Source organism: Streptomyces sp. NPDC005195 (assembly GCF_040608315.1).
GTDB lineage: Bacteria > Actinomycetota > Actinomycetes > Streptomycetales > Streptomycetaceae > Streptomyces > Streptomyces kaempferi.
This window is the reverse complement of sequence record NZ_JBEXHZ010000201.1, coordinates 1-3207: the sequence shown is the minus strand read 5'-3', so window position 1 is coordinate 3207 and position 3207 is coordinate 1. Positions and strand designations below refer to the sequence as shown.

Below are 3207 nucleotides of genomic sequence, written 5' to 3'. Positions count from 1 at the left end.
CGAAGACGGGCTCACCGCGGTCCCACAACGCCTCCGGGATGCCTTCGTGGATCGATGCCACCCCCGCCCGGCGGAAGACGGGAATGCGTCCGGCGTCCCTTCCCAGCCGCGCCAGGGGTTCCTCGCCGAGGGGGACGGACTCCGCCAGATCCACGGTGACGTAGTCGGCCAGTCTCGGGACGGCGAAGTCGGCCAGTTCCTGCCCGGTCTGCATGACGTCGAGGGTGGTGCCGATCCGGGTGCTGGCCTCGCTCAGCAGGGCGAGCCGCTCGCTCGCGAGCCGTCGACGGGCGTCAGGACGAGGGTCGAACGCGGCCAGCCATCGGGGCGCGCCGTCCTGTGCAGCCAGTCGGGTGATGCACAGTTCACCTTCCAGCAGGTGCCCGCGGCGGTGACGCAGCAGGACCGCGCCGGTGGGTGTCAGCAGGTCCGAGAACGGCAGGCCCAGAACCTCCTCGGCCGCGTAGCCCAGGAGCCGTTGGGCGCCTTGTGTCCAGCCCGTGACGGTCCCGTCCGCGTCGATGACCGCCGCCGCCATGCCCTCCGTCTCGACGCGCGCGGTCCACAGTCCGTCCCGCCGGCCGGCCGCGGCTCCCTCGTCGGTGGTCATGGCTGTCTCCCGGTGAGTGGACCGGTCACCGCCCCGACGGTGCCGAACCGGCACCTGCCGTGATCACCGGGACGCGGGGACCGAGAACCCGAACTCGGCGCCGTGTACGCGTTCCTGAGGCAGGTGCGCTCGGGGAGGGCCTGCGGTGCTCACGGGGTGAGACCGAGCTGGCGCAGCATGCCGAGCTCATCGCTGCTGCCCCAGCGCTCGACCATTTTCCCGTCGGCGAACCGGCTGATCTGCATGCCCCGGTAACTCACCGTCCTGCCCGTGGCGCTGTGTCCCATCAGTTCACCGAGGTGTGTGCCCGTGATGGTGTAGGCGAAGGCGATCTCGTCGTCGGTGGCCATGACGTGCTCGACCTCGATGTGCAGATCGGGGAAGGCCCGTCTCATCGTGGCGAACATCTCCTCGTAGCCCTCGGGTCCGGGGACCTGGCCCGGGGCCGGGTCGTGATCCGTGGAGCCGGGCGCGACGTACTCGTCCAGCTCGCCGAGGTGGTCACTGTTCACCGCTGATCCGAAGTTCTCCAGGACGGCGAAGTTGCTGCTGCGCGGCATGACGCGCTCCCTGAGGTCGGGGTGGTCCGGGGCGCGCACACGTGAGGGGTGTGCGGTCGCATGTTCCTCCCCCTCCACGATAGGTCTGGTGGACGGGGGTGGCCTGCTGGGGCCGGAGGCGGTGACCTCGTTCCGCACGTCGGGCGGCACGGACGTGAAGGGCGCCGGAGCGTGAGTCCGTCGCCGCCCCCGGGCGGACAGGGCGGTGACGGACTCACCCACGGGTCCCCTGCTCCGCCGTGGTCCGGAAACGGGCGCGGTAGACCGTGGGCGCGACACCGATGATGTGCTGGAAGCTGCGCCGCATGGATTCGGCGGAACCGAAGCCGGACCGCTCGGCGACGGCGTCCACCGAATCGTCACCGCTCGTGAGGAGCGCCTGCGCGGCCTCCACGCGCACCAACTCCACGTAGCGCCCGGGTGTCATGCCGACCTCGACACGGAAGAGCCGGCTCAGATGCCGGGTGCTGACGCCCGCCTGCAGAGCGAGCGCGTCCATGTGGTGGGCCTGAGCCGGGTCGGCCACGATGGCATCCATGACCCCGCGCAGCACGGGATGTCCGGAGCCTCGCGGGGTCATCCGGGCGCTGAACTGGGACTGACCGGCCGGCCGGGCCATGAAGACCACGAGTTGCCGGGCGACGGCGCGTGCGAGGTCCGCCCCGTGATCCGCCTCGACGAGCGCGAGCGCCAGATCGATGCCGGTCGTGACGCCCGCCGAGGTCAGGACAGGGCCGTCCTGGACGAACACGGGATCGGCCTCGACGCGTACGCGGGGGTAGCGCGCGGCGAGTTCGCCCGCGAGCCGCCAGTGGGTCGCGGCGCGGCGGCCCTCCAGAATCCCGGCCTCGGCCAGCAGGAAGGCGCCCGCGCAGACCGAGGCCGTGCGCGACGAACGCGTGGAGAGCGCAGCGACCAGGGCCACCAGGCGATGGTCGTCGACCGCTCGCCGCCAGTCCGGGCGGCCGGGCACCACGAGGGTCCCGAGCCGCGCGGGCAGTTCCGGCGCCGACGTGTCGGCGCTGAGCCGTACCCCGGAGGAGGTACGGATGCCCGCCCCGGTCTCCGACACGATGCGTACGTCGTAGTCGGCACCGTCCTCGTTGGCGGTGGTGAACACCTCGGCGGGGCCGGCGACATCGAGCAGTTGCACTCCGTCGAAGGCGAGCACCGCCACCGTGTGGGGCGAACTCCGCGCGCCCGTGCGGTGATCGGCCCTCACTCGGGCCATGGCGAATCGAGGATGGTGCTGACGAAGTCTCCGCGCTCGAACCCGGGGACGTAGTGGGCGAGGACGTCGGCCTTGACGTTGCCGAAGGTGGTCTCCGGCTTGTCCCGGACACCTTCGGTGAAGGACTCGAGGATGCGGCGCTTGAAGTCGGGTCGGGGGTGCAGGGCGGTGATCGCCGCGCGGTCCTCGTCGGAGACGTCGTCGTAGCCGATGCCGAGGACGTCGTACTCGACCCCCGCGGTGACCAGGGCGACCTCGGGTTCCATGAACTGCGGTACTCCCGGGGTGGTGTGCAGGGCGATGGCCGTCCAGACCCTGCGGATGCTGTCCTCGGGTACGTCGTGCGCCCGCAGGAACCGGCGGGCCTCGTCGGCGCTGTCCACCTCGAACCGGCGGCCGCTGTGGTGGAAGCGCTCAGCGAGTCCCAGGTCGTGGAACATGGCCCCGATGTACAGCAGCTCGGGATCGAAGCTCAGATCCCGGTTGCGCCCCTGCAGGCTCCCGAACCAGAACACCCGGCGCGAGTGGTGGAAGAGGAGTTCCGTCGAGGTGTCACGCACCAGCGCGGTGGCTTCGCGCGCCAGCCGCGTGTCGGGCACCGTCACCCCTGCCGCCGTGTCTGTACGACTCGACATCACATCCGCCTCCTTGTTGCCGTCCCCCGGTCCGGGCCGGGGGAGCTTCGGTGTTCCTCCTCAAGGTTCCGCTCGCTTCGCGGGAGCCGCCATGACGCTGGAGCCATATGCCCCACAGATCCGGACACCCGGGTCCGGGACACCACCGGCGATCCACCCCGAGGACTTTGC

Annotated in this window: 4 protein-coding genes; all 4 read right to left on the bottom strand. The window is 71.1% G+C overall.

Annotation, left to right across the window (positions count from 1 at the left end):
• Positions 1 to 610 (bottom strand): PAS domain-containing protein (locus ABZV34_RS37915; RefSeq protein WP_356287378.1); only part of this gene is annotated, 610 nt, incomplete at its 3' end.
• A 149-nt stretch (positions 611 to 759) separates the two neighbouring features.
• Positions 760 to 1170: an ester cyclase gene (locus tag ABZV34_RS37910; RefSeq protein WP_356287375.1), complete on the bottom strand. Its 411-nt coding sequence runs from the start codon at positions 1168 to 1170 to the stop codon at positions 760 to 762.
• A gap of 214 nt (positions 1171 to 1384) precedes the next feature.
• Positions 1385 to 2392 (bottom strand): GlxA family transcriptional regulator, encoded by a 1008-nt coding sequence (locus ABZV34_RS37905; RefSeq protein ID WP_356287372.1) that lies wholly within the window; start codon positions 2390 to 2392, stop codon positions 1385 to 1387.
• Entirely contained in the window at positions 2389 to 3036 is a 648-nt protein-coding gene (locus tag ABZV34_RS37900) for an HD domain-containing protein (RefSeq protein WP_356287369.1), read from the bottom strand. The genes ABZV34_RS37905 and ABZV34_RS37900 overlap by 4 nt, the downstream gene beginning before the upstream one ends.
• Positions 3037 to 3207 lie beyond the last annotated feature (171 nt).